This window comes from Streptomyces sp. NPDC014861 (assembly GCF_043081625.1).
In the GTDB taxonomy this organism is placed as follows: domain Bacteria; phylum Actinomycetota; class Actinomycetes; order Streptomycetales; family Streptomycetaceae; genus Streptomyces.
This window is the reverse complement of record NZ_JBIBWV010000014.1, coordinates 31,475-46,145: the sequence shown is the minus strand read 5'-3', so window position 1 is coordinate 46,145 and position 14,671 is coordinate 31,475. Positions and strand designations below refer to the sequence as shown.

General features: G+C 76.4%; 12 protein-coding genes. 5 read left to right on the top strand and 7 right to left on the bottom strand.

Annotation, left to right across the window (positions count from 1 at the left end; all coding sequences use genetic code 11):
* Positions 1–4 precede the first annotated feature (4 nt).
* From ACF1BN_RS24925 to ACF1BN_RS24900, 6 genes are all read right to left on the bottom strand, one after another.
* The gene (locus ACF1BN_RS24925) at positions 5–754 is read right to left on the bottom strand and encodes a spherulation-specific family 4 protein (protein WP_392333809.1); all 750 of its coding nucleotides are present in this window, start codon (positions 752–754) and stop codon (positions 5–7) included.
* The gene (locus tag ACF1BN_RS24920) at positions 742–1,713 is read right to left on the bottom strand and encodes an NAD-dependent epimerase/dehydratase family protein (RefSeq protein WP_392333808.1); all 972 of its coding nucleotides are present in this window, start codon (positions 1,711–1,713) and stop codon (positions 742–744) included. The genes ACF1BN_RS24925 and ACF1BN_RS24920 overlap by 13 nt, the downstream gene beginning before the upstream one ends.
* A gap of 123 nt (positions 1,714–1,836) precedes the next feature.
* Positions 1,837–3,594, bottom strand: coding sequence for a hypothetical protein (locus ACF1BN_RS24915; RefSeq protein WP_392333807.1), 1,758 nt, complete (start codon positions 3,592–3,594; stop codon positions 1,837–1,839).
* A 13-nt stretch (positions 3,595–3,607) separates the two neighbouring features.
* Positions 3,608–5,272 carry a glycosyltransferase gene (locus ACF1BN_RS24910; RefSeq protein ID WP_392333916.1) on the bottom strand — a complete coding sequence of 555 codons (1,665 nt, stop codon included), beginning with the start codon at positions 5,270–5,272 and terminating at the stop codon, positions 3,608–3,610.
* 707 nt (positions 5,273–5,979) lie between these two features.
* Positions 5,980–7,440: a DUF3152 domain-containing protein gene (locus tag ACF1BN_RS24905; RefSeq protein ID WP_392333806.1), complete on the bottom strand. Its 1,461-nt coding sequence runs from the start codon at positions 7,438–7,440 to the stop codon at positions 5,980–5,982.
* A 7-nt stretch (positions 7,441–7,447) separates the two neighbouring features.
* Positions 7,448–8,428 carry an alpha/beta fold hydrolase gene (locus tag ACF1BN_RS24900; RefSeq protein ID WP_392333805.1) on the bottom strand — a complete coding sequence of 327 codons (981 nt, stop codon included), beginning with the start codon at positions 8,426–8,428 and terminating at the stop codon, positions 7,448–7,450.
* Between the two features lie 196 nt (positions 8,429–8,624).
* Here ACF1BN_RS24900 and ACF1BN_RS24895 point away from each other — a divergent pair, with 196 nt between their 5' ends.
* From ACF1BN_RS24895 to ACF1BN_RS24880, 4 genes are all read left to right on the top strand, one after another.
* Positions 8,625–8,840, top strand: a complete 216-nt coding sequence (locus ACF1BN_RS24895; protein WP_376601758.1) for a hypothetical protein — start codon at positions 8,625–8,627, stop codon at positions 8,838–8,840.
* Between the two features lie 160 nt (positions 8,841–9,000).
* Positions 9,001–9,660 (top strand): TetR/AcrR family transcriptional regulator, encoded by a 660-nt coding sequence (locus ACF1BN_RS24890; protein ID WP_376601756.1) that lies wholly within the window; start codon positions 9,001–9,003, stop codon positions 9,658–9,660.
* Positions 9,661–9,818: 158 nt separating this feature from the next.
* Positions 9,819–10,046 carry a DUF3107 domain-containing protein gene (locus tag ACF1BN_RS24885; protein WP_189847783.1) on the top strand — a complete coding sequence of 76 codons (228 nt, stop codon included), beginning with the start codon at positions 9,819–9,821 and terminating at the stop codon, positions 10,044–10,046.
* 386 nt (positions 10,047–10,432) lie between these two features.
* Positions 10,433–10,708, top strand: a complete 276-nt coding sequence (locus ACF1BN_RS24880; protein WP_392333804.1) for a hypothetical protein — start codon at positions 10,433–10,435, stop codon at positions 10,706–10,708.
* Between the two features lie 87 nt (positions 10,709–10,795).
* On the opposite strand, the gene ACF1BN_RS24875 is transcribed toward ACF1BN_RS24880, so the two are convergent.
* Entirely contained in the window at positions 10,796–11,548 is a 753-nt protein-coding gene (locus ACF1BN_RS24875; protein ID WP_392333803.1) for a ferritin-like fold-containing protein, read from the bottom strand.
* Between the two features lie 483 nt (positions 11,549–12,031).
* Between ACF1BN_RS24875 and ACF1BN_RS24870 the strand changes: the two genes are divergently transcribed.
* Positions 12,032–14,671, top strand: a 2,640-nt coding sequence (locus tag ACF1BN_RS24870) for a DEAD/DEAH box helicase (RefSeq protein ID WP_392333802.1), incomplete at its 3' end; no start/stop codon positions are given.

Sequence of the window (14,671 nt, the reverse complement as noted above, 5' to 3'; positions counted from 1 at the left end):
CTCCTCATTCCGAGACACCCGGTCCGATACGCGAGACGATTTCGTCCCAGTAGCCGGGCAGCGAGTGGAATGGCGCACTTTGTCCCGCGGCCCCGCCCGGCCCGCCGGGGCGGTCGGTGAAGAAGATCGTGCCCGCGCCCTGCCAGCGGGCGATCCGCAGCGCCTCGTCGAGGTGGGTGCGCGGCACTCCGTGGACGAGGTGCGCGAACTTCCCCTCCGGGTACTCCGCCGTCCACTCCGCCACCTGCGACCAGCGGTAGTCCGCCCAGGCGCCGGAGAAGGTCACCAGCTGGTCCGCCGCCTCCGCGTAGCCGGGGTACGGGTGGCTGCCCTGGCCCAGGACCAGGTGGGCGTCCCCGCCGAGGAGGGCCGAGAGGGTGCTGGTGGCCCTCCTCACTCCGGGCAGGTCGGTCCGGTCCGTGGGGCAGCGGTCCAGGTAGAAGCCGCCGACCCGGTACCAGTCGAGGTACCGCTGCGCCTGTGAGACCAGCTCGCCGAAGGGGCGCGAGCCGTGCGCCAGGTCGAGGTGCCCGAGGACCCTCACCCCCGCGTGCCGGAGGCGTCCCGCGGTGTCCAGGCAGTGCGGGTCGGGACGGCTGCCGGGACCGTCGGCGACGTTGAGCACCGCCCAGTGCACGGGGGTGCCGGGGCGGGTCAGTTCGGCCCATTCGACCGGGGCGAGCAGCGGATGGGCGTAGCCGGGGGCGCCGACGCCGAGCGCCCGGACGGTGCCGGTGGCGGTCAGATGCGACACGCCGCCTCCATCCAGATGTCGGCCAGCGACTCCTCCAGGTTGATCCGGGGGCGCCAGCCGAGCCGGTCCCTGGCGGTGCGGACGTCGGCCTGCTGCCAGGGGCCGCAGCCGTCGGGGTACGGGAAGGGGGCGGAGGCCAGCTGTTCGGCGATGGTCGCCTCGGAGCGCGGGGGGCCGATGACGGGCCGCTGCGGGACGCCGTGCGGGGCGTCGACCTCGTGGAGGTTGCCCGCGTAGCCGGCGACCCGGGCGAGGACGGCGGCGGCGTCCCGGAGCCGGACGGCCCGTCCCGTACCGATGTTGACGACGCCCTGGGCGGCGGAGAGGGAGGCGGCGTGCACGGCGCGGGCCACGTCCCTGACGTCGACGAAGTCCCGCTGCACGCCGAGGCCGCTGAGCTTGAGCTCGCCGTCCCCGGCCTGCATCGCCCGGCGCATGGCCTCGGCGAGCCGGCCGAGCGGGGAGCCGGCGGGGGTGCCGGGGCCGACCGGGGAGAAGACCCGGAGGACGACCGCGTCGAGCCCGGAGCCGAGGACGAGTTCGGTGGCGGCGAGCTTGGAGACGCCGTACGGGCCTCCCGGGCGCGGCACGGCGTCCTCCGCGGTGGAGGAGCCGGGCTGGCTGGGCCCGTACTCGGAGGCGCAGCCGACCTGGACGAGCCGGGCGCCGCAGCCGCTGCGGCGCAGGGCCTCGCAGACGGTGGCGACGGCGACGGTGTTGTGCCGGGTGAGGTCGCGGGCGCCGCCGCGGGTGGCGCCCGCGCAGTTGACGACCACGCCGGGGTGCACGGCGTCCAGGAAGCGGGTGAGCGCGCCGGGGCTGCCGGAGGCGAGGTCGAAGCGGACGTCGGCGTCGTCGCCGCGGCCGAGGGCGGTGAGGTGGACCGCCGGGTCGGCGAGCAGCCGGTCGGCGACGAAGCGGCCGATGAAGCCGTTGGCTCCGAGCAGTAGCACCCTCATCGTGCGGCCCCTTCGTGCCGACCGGCCGGTGCTGGGGAGTGAGGGGTCATGGTCTGGTTTCTCCTTGAGGGTGGTGAGTCGGGGGCCGGGCGCCCGCGGCGTCGGCTCCGCGGGTGCCTCGGGTCAGGGGGTGGTGTGGGCCGAGGCCCGGGTGAGGGCGCCGGTCGCGTGGGCCAGCAGGCCGAGCGCGGCGGCGCCGCACACGAGTGCGGGGAGTGCGCCCGGGCCCCAGGCGCCGACGGCGGTCCGCACGGGGAGGGCGAGCGCGTCGAAGCCGGGGAGCGGGAGCCGGGCGGCCAGCACGCTCGCGAGGCCGAGGGCTTCGGCGGCGCAGGCGGCGGCGAGGGCGGCGGCGGCGGTCTCGGGGTGTCCGTGGACGGTGAGCAGCCGGGCGAGGAGGAGCAGGAGGCCGAGGGCGAGCGCGCCGGCGGTGAGTCCGGTGAGCGCCAGCAGGGCGGTGAGGGCGGCGAGATGGAGGAGGACGGCGGCCAGGAGCCACGCGCGCGTGCCGGCGGCGAAGTCCGCGAGGCCGCGGCTGTCGGCGATGCGCCGCCGGGCGCGGCCGGCGAAGAGGTGGGCGCACCAGGCGGCGGGGGCGACGGCGAGCGCGAGGCCGAGGAGCGGGGTGGGATGGAGGTCCCAGGCGCCGTCGGGTCCGCCGGCGAGCACCTGCTCCAGGAGCCCGTCGCCCGCGACGGCGTACGCGAGGAGCCACAGGATCCAGAGCCGGGCGGCGGGCGCGGGGACGGCGGCGCGCAGCGGCCCGCGCCGGACGGCGAGGACGAGCGCGCCGGCCAGCCCGAGCGTCCCGGCGGTCGCGGCGGCGAACCGGGCGGCCCCGTCCAGGTGGAGCAGGGCGGGCACCAGGAGCGCCGCCGCGGCGCCGGGGGCGAGCGCGGCGAGTGCCCACGGGGTACGGGGCGCGGGGGCGTCCCGCGGGGGCGTGGCCTCCTGGTGGCCGCGGGGCACGCGCGCGTACAGCTCCTCGGCGAGGGAGAAGACGTCGCGGTGGCGGTAGCGGGCGGCGGTCCGGTCGGTGAACCCCTGGGCTTCGAGCCCGGCGGCGATCTCCAGCGGGTCGACGGCGCGGGCGCACAGCTCCCGGTGCCGGTGCATGAGCACCTTGACGGGGTCTCCCGCGCGGCGGGCCCTGCCCGCGGGAGCGGGCGGGGCGGCGGGTGGGGCGGCGGGCGGCGCGACGGGCGCGGGCGGCTCCCCCCAGGCCGCCCCGGGCCCGGGCGCGACGGCCCCTCCCGTGGTGGGGTCCTGGGGTACGGGCGGCGGGGAGGCGACGGCGGGGCCCGCGGCGACCGGCTCGGGGGCGGACACGGGTTCGGGCGCGGGGGTGGGTGCGGGTGTGGGTGTTGGCGCAGGCGTTGGCGCGGGGGCGGGTGCGCGCCCGGTCCCGTCGGCGGGCTCGGCGGTCGACGGCTCGGTCTCGGGCCAAGGCTCCGCGCCGGACGCGCCCTCACGTCGGGTCCCCGGCTCGGGCCTGACGTCGGCCTGAGGCTCGGCATCGGCATCGGGCTCGACATCGGTTCGAGGCTCCGCGCCTGTACCGGTCCCCGCCGGGGAGGGCGCCACCGGCTCCGGGTCGGTGGCGGTCGCCTCCGCGTGCCCTTCCTCGGGCACGCGCGCGTGCGGGGTCGGACGGGGCGGGCCGAAGGCGGAGAGGAGGTCGTCCAGGGCGGACGGGCCGGGGGTGGGATCGGGGGTCGCGGACGGCGGGTCCGCGTGGAGGTCGAGGGCGGGGAGCGGGCGGGCGGCCCCGGGGGCTATCGCGGGCGGCGCGGGCTCCGCGTCCACCGCGGGGGCGCCGAGGAGGGCTTCGGAGCGGGCGTCCCAGGCTCCGGGGCTCGTCGGGGCGGCGGGGCCGCGCATGGGGGTGCCTCCTTCAGGCATCGGGGGCTCCTGTGCCCGCGGCGACGGCCTTCGGCGCCCAGCTGCCGGGGAGGTGCGCCTCGGCGGGGTGGGCGAAGGGCACGTCGGACCCGGCGCGGTGGCGGACCGGGGCGTGGGAGAGGAGTTCGAGGTAGATGCCGCGGAACGCGGCGAGGTTCTGGTCGACGGTGAAGAGCTCCAGTGCCCGCGCGCGGGCGGCCGCGCCGAGCCGGTACCGGCGCTCGGGGTCGCTCAGCAGCGCGTGGCAGGCGTCCGCGAGCGCGCGGGGGTTGCGCGGGGGGACGACGAGCCCGGTGCCGCCGATGATCTCGACCACCGCGCCGACGTCGGTGGAGACGGTGGCGCGGGCGCAGAACATGGCCTCGACGAGGCTGGCGGGGAAGCCCTCGACGGTGCTGGAGAGGACGACGACGGCGGCGGAGGCGTAGACGTCCTCCAGGGTGGGCGCCTCGGGTCCGCCCAACTCCTCGAAGGAGACGGGGTTCTCGCCGACGGCGTGGGCGCCGGCGGCCTCGTCGGGGAAGAGCTGGGCGGCGAGCGCGGCGCACTGGGCGAGGTAGGCGCAGGGTTCGGTGGCTCCGTCGGGTGCGCCGGCGTCGGCGGGGACGGACACGATCCGCAGCCGGGCGTCGGGCCGGCGGGCGCGGAGTTCGGCGAAGGCGTGGAGGAGGGCGACGAGGTCCTTGGCGGGTTCGACGCGGCCGATCCAGACGAGCGTGCCGGGCTCGCCGCTCTCCTCGTCCTCGCCGACGTCGGCGAAACGCTCGGCGGGCATGCCGGGGTGGACGGTGCGGACCCGGTCGCGGTCGGCGCCGAGCCGCTCCTGCCAGCGGCGGGCGTGGGCGTTGCCGGGGGTGAGGAGGGCGGCCTGGCGGTACGTCTCGCCGGCGAGGCGGCCGTGGAGGGCGGCGAGCAGGGTGCGCAGGGCGGTGGAGGCGTCGGAGGTCCCGGTGCCGGGCCGGGCGAGGTAGTGGGAGCGGAGGCCGACGCCGTACTCGGTGACGAGGAGCGGGGTGCCGAAGAAGCGTTTGGCCAGCAGGCCCGGGAGGGCGACGGGGCCGCCGGCGGTGGCGTGGCAGAGGTCGGCGGCGCCGAGGGCGGTCTCGTCGTACCAGGCGAGGGAGAGGGGGCGCAGGGCCCGCTCCAGGTGGTCGGCGAAGGCGAGGTGGTCGCGGAGTCCCGCCGCGGCGGCGGCGCGGCGGGCGCCGGGGGCGCGGCAGGCGCTCTCCAGGAGGCGGACGGCGTCGTCGGAGCGGAGCGCGCCGGGCAGTCCGCCGGTGTCGCGGGCGAGGTCGGCGAGGGCGCCGAGGCCGGTGGCGAAGGAGTCGGCGGCGGCGCCTTCGGCGGGGCGCGCGGGGTCGGCCTCGGCGGCGAGGCCGGTGGCGAGGGCGTGGAAGCCCTCGGCGAAGCGGCGGCGGTCGCGGCGGCCGTAGGCGCGGCGGCCGGCGCGCTCGGGCGGTCCGGCGGGGAGGGCGCCCGCGCCGGTGGCGGCGACGGGGCGGGCGTGGGGAGGCAGCGGGCCGGTGGGGAGGGGGCCGCCGACGGCGTACAGGTCGAAGTCGTGGGAGGCGAGGCCGCGGACGAGCCGCTGCCACCACGCGCCGGTGTCACCGGTGGCGCACGGCTTGCCACCCTCCGTGAGCAGTCCGATCCGCACGAGCACCCACCCCCGGTCCTTTTCGACGGCGCCCACCGGTCCCGTCGGTGGTGCGCGCTGCTCGGCGGGAGTCCCACGGCGGGATTCCCGCAGCGGGTAGAACGTAAGCGCAGGGAGCGGCGGCGCGACGGACGGTTGTCCGCCGCACCACCGGAAGGGGTGAATGCACGTAACTTTCCCACTCCGGTCGCGTTCGGTCGCGATACGCGGCGGAGGACGGCGGGCAGCCGGTTCTCGGCGGCGCCGGGCCCCGCGCGAGAGCACGGACGGAGGGCGCGCGGCTCAGGGTCTCCCGCGTGAACCACGCCCGGGGAAAGGGAATTGCGCGGACGCGGGAAATCACCGGAAGAGGGGAACACGGTGAGGGGCGCGCCCGCGTGAATGCGGGCACCGCCGGGAAAACGAGAACCCGCGACGGAGGGCGACCGACCGGCACCCGAGCAGGTGACGAAAGGACGACGGAACGACGCCCGAGCCGATGGCGAAAAGGGCGACGGAACGGCACCCGGGCCGACGGCGAAAGGGCGACCGGACGACACCCGGGCCGACGGCGAAAGGGCGACCGGACGACGCCCGAGCCGGTCACGGCGGGCCCGGCCGCCGACACCCCCGAGCCGGTTCACCGAGGCGCCACCGCCGACGCACGTGCGACACGGGCCCGCCGACCGCATCCCGGGACGTACGCCTCAGGATGCGGACCGCGGCGATCAACTCCCGGGGTGCACCCAAGGGTTGGGACGGCAGGCCACGCCGTCGATCTCCAGGGACTTCGTCTGCTGCTGCATCACCGGCGCCAGTGCGCCCGGCGTCCGGCACGTCACGTGGTTGTGGCCGAGCCGGTGCCCGACCTCGTGGTTGATGAGCATCTGCCGGTAGGCGTGCATCGCCTTCGGGCCGAAGGTCTCGGAGCCCTGCGCCCACCGGAAGGCGTTGATCATCACGCGCTCGGTGGAGGCCGAGTCGCAGGAGACGTTGTCGACGGTGGTGTCGAGGCCGGACTTGGCGCACCACTTGCCGGTGGTACCGGGGCTCGCGAGCGTGATGACGAAGTCGGGCTCCCCGCTGGAGATCCGCTCGAAGGTCATCGCGCCCTGACCGGCCCAGCTGCGCTTGTCGTTGAGGGTCTGCTGGACGGCCCGCGCGAAGAGCCCGGCGTCGAGCCCGAGGCCCTTCTCGACGTCCACGCGGTAGCGGTACTTCTGCCCCTTGCCCGGCGCCTTGTCGAGCCCGGGCACCGCCTCGAAGTCACCGGAGCCGCTGAGCTTCGGGTCGATCGGGAACTGGTGGGTCATCAACTGCTCGTACGTGGGCGCCGGCTGCCGCTTCACGGGAGCCGGTTCCGCCGGCCCGACCCGCTCCTCGGAGCGGGAGGCGGAGTCCTCCGAGGCCCGCTGGGCGGGCTCCTGCGCGGCGCGGACGGCCGGGGCGCCGTCCTCGCGGTCGGCGACCTGCCCCGCGACGACGATCGCGAGGCAGGTGGTGACGGCGGCGGCGGCGATGCCGGTGAGGGCCCGCCCCTTGCCGCCTCTGCCCGACGTCTCGTCCTCGTCCGCGCCCTCGGCGTCCGCCGCGGGCGCGTCGGGCCCGTCCGGCGGTGCCGCGGCGACCCGGCGGGGGGCGGGGACCTTGGAGGGACCACCGGTGGTGGGCCCGTACCGCTCGGGCGCGGACCGCACGCCCTCCTCGTGCGCGGGATGCCCGCCGCGCACCGGAATGCCGTGGGCGGGCGTGTGCTGAGCCCCGTGCGCGGGCGCGTCGAAGACGGGGGTGCCGTGGGCCGGGGTCCCTGGGACGGGGGTCCCGTGAGCAGGCGTCCCGTACACCGGCGTGCCGTGGGCCGGGGTCCCGTACCCGGAGCCGCCCTGCCCCGGCGCGGCGCGGCCAGGACCGCCCTGCCCGGGCGTCCCGTACGCCTGGGGGGTCCCCTGCGCGGGGGTGCCGTGGCCGGGGAAGGGGACGTGGCCGCGTGCGGCGCCCGGGGGCGTGCCGTACTCCGGCCGGCCGGACTCGGCGGCCCTGCGGCGCCGGCCCGTGCCCGTCCCCGTGCCGCCGTCCACGACGGGCGTGCGCCCGGTCTCGGCCGCCTGCGGACGCCCGGCGTCCCTCACGGGCGCGCGCCCGGTGTCGCCCGCCGAGGGCACGGGCCCCTTGCGACTATGTCGTCCCACCCCGGGTTCAGCTCCCGTCGTGCCGTGCGTCGTGTTCCGCGATCAGCTCCCGCGCGGCCGCGGCGACCGTCTCGGGGTACTCCATCATCGCCACGTGTCCGGCGTCGGGCAGGCTCAGCAGCCGCGAGCCCCGGAAGGCGGCGGCGGCCCTGCGGGCCATCCGGTACGAGACGAGCCGGTCACGGCCGCCGTAGACGAGCAGGGTCGGAGCGAGCACCCGCTCCGCCTGCCGCCACAGGCCGTGCTGGCCGCCGAGAGTATAGGCGTCGACGATTCCGCGCGAGGACCTGGCCATCGCGTCCCAGAAATAGGGGAGTTCCAGCCGGCGCTCCATCTCCTCGACGGCGTGCCGCAGGCCCTCGTCGGTGACCTGGCCGGGGTCCCCGTAGCAGAGCGAGAGGACGCCCCGGACGCGCTGCTCGGCGGTCCAGTCGCGGGAGACGCGGGCGAAGAGTCCGGCGACTCCGGGCACCGCGAGCAGCGCCGTCGGCCAGGCGGTGCGCTGGGCGCGCAGCTCGGGCAGGGCCGGCGAGATCAGGGTCAGGGTGCGGACCAGGTCGGGCCGGACGGCGGCGACCCGGGTGGCGACGGCGCCGCCCAGCGAGTTGCCGAGGAGGTGGACCGGGCCGCGCCCCGAGGCGTCGAGCAGCCGGATCACCGCGCGGGCGTGCCCGGTGACCGAGTAGTTGCCGTCGTCGGGCGGCGGGGAGACGCCGAAGCCGGGCAGGTCGACGGCGTCGCCGTCGACGAGGTCGGCGAGGTGCGGCATCAGCGCGGACCAGTTCTGCGAGGAACCGCCGAGGCCGTGCACGTACAGCGCGGGCGGCAGGCCGGGGCGGGTGCCGGGCCGGGAGCGCACGGTGAGGGTGAGACCGGGGAGCGCGACGGAGCGGAGCTCCTCGCCGTCGGCGATCCGGACGGCGCGCGGACGCGGCGCCGGCGGAGCGGTGTCGGCGGTCCGGGTTTCCGGCAGCTCGGTCGAGGACATGGCCGCAATATTACGAGACGATCACGCGGGCTCGGGTGTGGGTGCGGTCACAGGCGCGCGTGGCGTCCGCGGGGGCCTCCGTTCGCCCCCGGCGGAGGCGGCTCGGGTGCGGGGGGACGCCGGTGCTCCTACGCTCGTAGGGAGGGCCATCCGCGCGGGCGGCCGTCCGCGCGCGGGGAGGACGGGAAGGAATCGCATGACTGTCGATCCGTCCGAGCCGGACACGTTCCCCGAGGAAGAGGACGCCGTGCTCGACGAGGAAGTCCCGGAGGCCGACGCGGCCGAGCAGCACACGGAACTGCGTCCGAGGGAGGACGAACCGCTCGGCGACATCGACCACGAGGCGGCGGACGAGGCCGACGCCTCCGAGCAGGCACGGGTGGTCACCCTCGACGAGGACGACTACCGCTGACGACTACCGCTGATTTGTTCGGTTTAATATTGAATCGACTGTCGACCCCAACGTCCGGTCCGTGAAATTCTGCGTCCGCACCGCGCACAGCCGGGTTACCCAAAAGTACGATGGCGGCGCGGCGCGACAGCGCACATGGATCGAATTCTTGGGAGGCCGCGTGAGCGCCATCGAGCAGACAGAGGCAGCACGCCCTCGCGGTACGCGGCTGCCGCGCCGTGCCCGGCGGAACCAGCTGCTCGGCGCGGCCCAGGAGGTCTTCGTCGCCCAGGGCTACCACTCCGCGGCCATGGACGACATCGCCGAGCGGGCCGGCGTGAGCAAGCCGGTGCTCTACCAGCACTTCCCCGGGAAGCTGGAGCTGTACCTGGCCCTGCTCGACCAGCACTGCGAGTCCCTGCTCCACGCGGTCCGCACCGCCCTCGCCTCCACCTCGGACAACAAGCTCCGGGTCGCGGCCACGATGGACGCCTACTTCGCCTACGTCGAGGACGAGGGCGGCGCCTTCCGCCTCGTCTTCGAGTCCGACCTCACCAACGAGCCGGCCGTCCGCGAGCGCGTGGACCGCGTCAGCCTCCAGTGCGCCGAGGCCATCTCCGAGGTCATCGCCGAGGACACCGGTCTCTCCACGGACGAATCGATGCTGCTCGCGGTGGGCCTCGGCGGCGTCTCTCAGGTCGTCGCCCGCTACTGGCTCTCCAGCGAGTCCCCGATCCCCCGCGACACGGCCGTCTCGCTGCTCACCTCGCTCGCCTGGCGCGGCATCGCGGGCTTCCCGCTGCACCCGGTCGACGGCCAGCTGAGCGCCGAGGGCCACTGACCCGGGCCGGCCGCGGACGGGTCCCGGGCTTTGTTCCCGCTCCCTGTTCGCTCCTGGCGTGCGGCGGCTGAGCCGTGCGCGTCCCCTCACCGGGCTAATGTGTGCAGCGTACGGCGCGGGTTCATCGCGCATGGCTGACCGTTCGGAGGGACATAGCCGTGGAGGTCAAGATCGGCGTGCAGTACGCACCCCGGGAGATCGTTCTGGAGAGCGGGCAGTCCGCCGAGGACGTGGAGCGCGCCGTCGCGGACGCGCTGTCCGGCAAGGCACCGCTGCTCAGCCTTGAGGACGAGAAGGGCCGCCGGGTCCTCATCCCCTCGGACAAGATCGCTTATGTGGAGCTCGGCGAGACCGCGGTGCGCCGGGTGGGCTTCGGCACGCTCTGAGGCCGCGGCTCCCGCACAGGAGGCCCGGAGGGACACCCGTCCCTCCGGGCCTCCTCGCGTCCGTACGTGCCCGCGCGTGCGCGCTGCCCGAGTGCCACGCGCGTGCGTACGGACCGAGTGCCACACACGCGCAGGCCCCCCGTGCGCGCCCGCGTCCGGGGCTCTTCACACGTCCGCGCGGGATCCGTCGGTCCCGCTCCCGCGCCGGTCGGGCGCGGGGCCGTCCGGGTGGTGTGCGCGAGGGCGCTCCGGTACGCCCTCCGGCGCCGCGGCCGCCCCGCGGGGGCCTCTCGGCGGGGCGGGGGGAGGGTTGCGTTCCGACGGCCCGGGGTAGAAGGGGACTTGACCGCACAGCCCGCCCCGCACCCCTCGCGAGGTGATCCACCGTGTTCCTGGAAGCCCTCGGCTCCGCCCTGCTCGGACTGGCCCTGGCCTGGGCCGCCGCGCATCGCCTGCCCCACCGCCTCCCCGCCCGGAGGACCGTGTTCCTGACCGGTGGGCTGGGCGCCGTCTTCGGTGCGCTCGTCACCCACGGGGCGCTCGGACCCGGCCACTTCCTCGCCACCCTCGTCGGCGCCGTCGCGGTGGCGGCGGTGCTGCTCTCGCTGCTCGTGCGCCCGGCCGCCCGCCGGCTCCGCCGATCATCGCCCGCGGCGTACTGACCCGCCGCACCGCGCGTGGGACGGCCGCGTGGCCCGGGACCGAGGTCCCGGGCCACGCGGCCGATCCGTTCCAGGGGTGACGCCGGCTCAGGCGGCGAGGCCCAGGGCCGCCATCCGCTTGGTGTGCGCCTCGGTGATCCGGGAGAACATCCGGCCCACCTCCGCCAGGTCGAAGCCGTCCGCGACCCCGCCGACGAGCATCGTGGAGAGCGCGTCCCGCTCGGCCACCACCCGCTGCGCCTGGGACAGCGCCTCGCCCATCAGCCGGCGGGCCCACAGCGCGAGCCGGCCGCCGACGCGCGGGTCGGCGTCGATCGCCGCGCGGACCTTCTCCACGGCGAAGTTCCCGTGCCCGGTGTCGTCGAGCACCGCGAGCACCAGGGCGCGGGTGTCCGAGTCGAGCCGGGCCGCGACCTCGCGGTAGAAGTCACTGGCGATCGAGTCGCCCACGTACGCCTTGACCAGACCCTCCAGCCAGTCCGACGGGGCGGTCTGGCGGTGGAAGTCGTCGAGCGCCTTCGCGAAGGGCTCCATGGCCGCGGTGGGCTCCGCGTCGACGGCGGCCAGCCGGTCCCGCAGCCGCTCGAAGTGAGCGAACTCGGCGGAGGCCATCTTCGCCAGCTCCGCCTTGTCCTCCAGGGACGGCGCGAGCTTGGCGTCCTCGGCGAGCCGCTCGAAGGCCGCCAGCTCGCCGTAGGCGAGGGCGCCGAGGAGGTCGATCACGGCGGCGCGGTACTGCGGCTCCGCGGAAGCCGTGGCCCAGTCCTTGGCGGCGATGCCGGTGGGAGTGTCGGCGTCGTCCGGGGCTCCGGCGGGTGTGGCGTTGTCAGGCGTCTCCATGGAGCGCACAATAGCCCGCCCCCAGGGCCCCCGAAGGCGCTGGTCAGTCAGTGTGACCGTGCCCTCATCACCATTTCCCCCAACACACATGCGCGATTCCGAGGTACAGTGGTAATGCGCCTGCCGAGTATGCGTACATGCTTTCGCACGTTCGGACGTACCCGGTGGGCCGACGCATGAATGAGGATGCCCGGTCGGTGGCCCGATCGGCTCCGGCCCGACAGCCCTTCCGGCGGACCCGCCGAAGGGTCCCTCAGCGGTACGACGCTCGAGCGACGGCAGTGGTCCCGTGCCACCCGGCGGCGATCTTCCCCAGGATCCCGCGGGAAGAGCCCGGCACGATGAGACCCCCTTCGTTCGCCTCGCGCCGCGTCTCACAGAAGAGGCAGCACCCTGACTACGTTCCGAGAGCTCGGAATCCTTCCCGAGACCGCCGAAGCGCTTGAAGCCGTCGGCATCATCACCCCCTTCCCCATCCAGGAGATGACCCTTCCGGTCGCCCTCACCGGCACCGACGTCATCGGCCAGGCCAAGACCGGCACGGGCAAGACCCTCGGCTTCGGTCTGCCGATCCTGGAGCGGGTCACCGTCCCCGCCGACGTCGAGGCGGGCCGCGCGAAGCCCGAGCAGCTGACGGAGGCCCCGCAGGCCCTCGTCGTCGTGCCGACCCGCGAGCTGTGCCAGCAGGTCACCAACGACCTCCTCACCGCCGGCAAGGTGCGCAACGTGCGCGTCCTCGCCATCTACGGCGGCCGGGCGTACGAGCCCCAGGTCGAGGCCCTGCAGAAGGGCGTCGACGTCGTCGTCGGCACCCCCGGCCGCCTGCTCGACCTGGCCGGTCAGCGCAAGCTCGACCTGTCGCACGTGAAGACCCTCGTCCTGGACGAGGCCGACGAGATGCTCGACCTGGGCTTCCTGCCCGACGTCGAGAAGATCATCAACATGCTTCCGGCGACCCGCCAGACCATGCTCTTCTCGGCCACCATGCCGGGCGCGGTCATCGGCCTGGCCCGCCGCTACATGTCGCGGCCCACGCACATCCGCGCCACCTCGCCGGACAACGAGGGCGTGACGCACGCCAACATCAAGCAGCACGTCTACCGCGCGCACAACATGGACAAGCCGGAGATGGTCGCGCGCATCCTCCAGGCCCGCGGCCGCGGCCTCGCGATGATCTTCTGCCGTACGAAGCGGACGGCGGCCGACATCGCCGAGCAGCTCCAGCGTCGCGGCTTCGCCTCCGGCGCGGTCCACGGCGACCTCGGCCAGGGCGCCCGCGAGCAGGCGCTGCGCGCCTTCCGCAACGGCAAGGTGGACGTCCTCGTCTGCACCGACGTCGCCGCCCGCGGCATCGACGTCGAGGGCGTCACCCACGTCATCAACTACCAGACGCCCGAGGACGAGAAGACCTACCTGCACCGCACCGGCCGCACCGGCCGCGCGGGCAACACCGGTACGGCGATCACGCTCGTCGACTGGGACGACATCCCGCGCTGGCAGCTGATCAACAAGGCGCTGGAGCTGAACTTCGCCGACCCGGTGGAGACCTATTCCAGCTCCCCGCACCTGTACTCCGAGCTGGACATCCCCGAGGGCACCAAGGGCATCCTGCCGCGCTCCGAGCGGACCCGCGCGGGTCTCGCCGCGGAGGAGCTGGAGGACCTGGGCGAGCCGGGCGGCCGTCGTGGCCGCGGCGGCCGTGACGCGGCCCCGGCCCCCGTCGAGGAGCGCCCGGAGCGTACGCGGACCCCGCGCCAGCGCCGCCGCACCCGCGGCGGGTCCGACGCCGAGGCCGCCCCGACGACCGGCACCCCGGCCGGCGAGACCGCCGAGGCCCCGGAGGCCGTCGACGGTCCGCGCCGCCCGCGCCGCCGCCGTACCCGCGGCACCGGCCCGGTCGGCGGGGGCATCCCGGTCGCCGGCGCCGCCCCGGCCGCCGCGGAGACGGTCGAGGCCGTCCCGGCGGCCGAGGCCCCGGCGCCCGTCGAGACCCCGGTCGAGGAGGCGGCCCCGCGCCGCCGCCGCGCCCGCGGCGCCCGTACGGAGACGGCCCCGGCCGCCGCCGAGACGGTCGTCGCCGAGCCGGTCGAGGCCCCGGTCGTCGAGACCCCGGCGCCCGTCGAGGCTCCGGCATCCGTCGAGGCCCCGGCCGAGGACGCTGCTCCGCGCCGCCGCCGCGCCCGCGGCGGCCGTACCGAGACGGCCCCGGCCGCCGAGACCGTCGAGGCCCCGGCCGAGGAGGCTGCTCCGCGCCGCCGCCGTGGCCGTGGCGGGCGTCCGGAGACGGTCGTCGCGGCGCCCGTCGCCCCGGCCGCCGCTCCCGCGCCGACGCACGCGCCGCGCAAGCGCCGGGTCCGGCCGCGCGCCGAGGACACCGTGTCGTTCCAGACGGTGGAGAGCGCCGCCGCCGAGCTGGCCGCCGCCCGCAAGCGGTCCGCCCCGGTCCCCGCCCAGTCGGTGGAGCGCCCGGTCCAGGCCGCGCCCGTCCGGACCGCCCCGGTCCAGGCCGCGCCCGCCTCCGTGCCCGCGCAGGCCGTGGCCGTGGCCGTGGCCGCGCCGCCGCGGGGCCGGCGTCGTGCGACCCGCCCGGCGACCACCCCGGGTGCCGTGATCGAGGCCGCTCCGGCCGTCGTCGAGGCCCCCGCGGCCCCGGTCGTCGAGGAGCCGGCCGCCCGGCCGCGCCGCCGCGCGGTGCGCAAGGCGTCCAGCCCGGTGACGACCACCGCCGCCATCGAGGCCGTCATGGTCATCCCGGCCCCGGTCGCCGAGGCCCCGGCCCCGGTCGCCGCTCCGGTCGAGGAGGTCCCGAAGGCCCCGCGCAAGCGCGCCGCCGCGAAGAAGACGGCCGCCGCCGTCGTCACCGAGGCGCCCGCCGCCGAGGCCCCCGCCGAGGAAGCCCCCAAGGCTCCCCGCAAGCGGACCGCCGCCAAGAAGACGGCCGAGGTCACCGAGACCCCCGCCGCCACCGAGGAGGCCCCCAAGGCCCCGCGCAAGCGGACCGCCGCGAAGAAGACGGCCGCCGCCGCCGTCACCGAGGCGCCCGCCGCCGAGGCCCCCGCCGAGGAAGCCCCCAAGGCTCCCCGCAAGCGGACCGCCGCCAAGAAGACGGCCGAGGTCACCGAG